The organism is Bacillus pretiosus (assembly GCF_051294775.1).
GTDB lineage: Bacteria > Bacillota > Bacilli > Bacillales > Bacillaceae_G > Bacillus_A > Bacillus_A wiedmannii.
In genome coordinates this window covers 1-291 of record NZ_JBPPHF010000394.1, presented here as the reverse complement: position 1 = coordinate 291, position 291 = coordinate 1, and the positions used below count along the sequence as shown (strand labels likewise).

1 pseudogene is annotated in these 291 nt (G+C 30.6%); it reads right to left on the bottom strand.

What is annotated here, in order from left to right:
* Positions 1-291, bottom strand: a pseudogene (locus tag ACSG5Z_RS31425) (hypothetical protein); the annotation flags it as partial.

Genomic DNA, 291 nt, shown 5'->3' with positions numbered 1-291 from the left:
ACTTTGTAGTATTCACCTGAATATCATTTATTCTTGTTGAAATTACATTCTGACTATTTAATTCCATAAATGGAGTTTCAAGAGACTCATTTTCTTTATTTATTAATTTTAATTCTTTATTTCCAATATGTATTGGTTCATTATAAAAAGCTGTTACTTGGCCGTTACTCCATAACGAACGATTTGGTGCAGAAGTCTGTGTATAATATGACGTTTTTTTCTTTTGAATTCGATTCACTTCCGCATACCCATCAGAAAGTAGCGTTTCAACACCTGTTACATGTTCAGAAT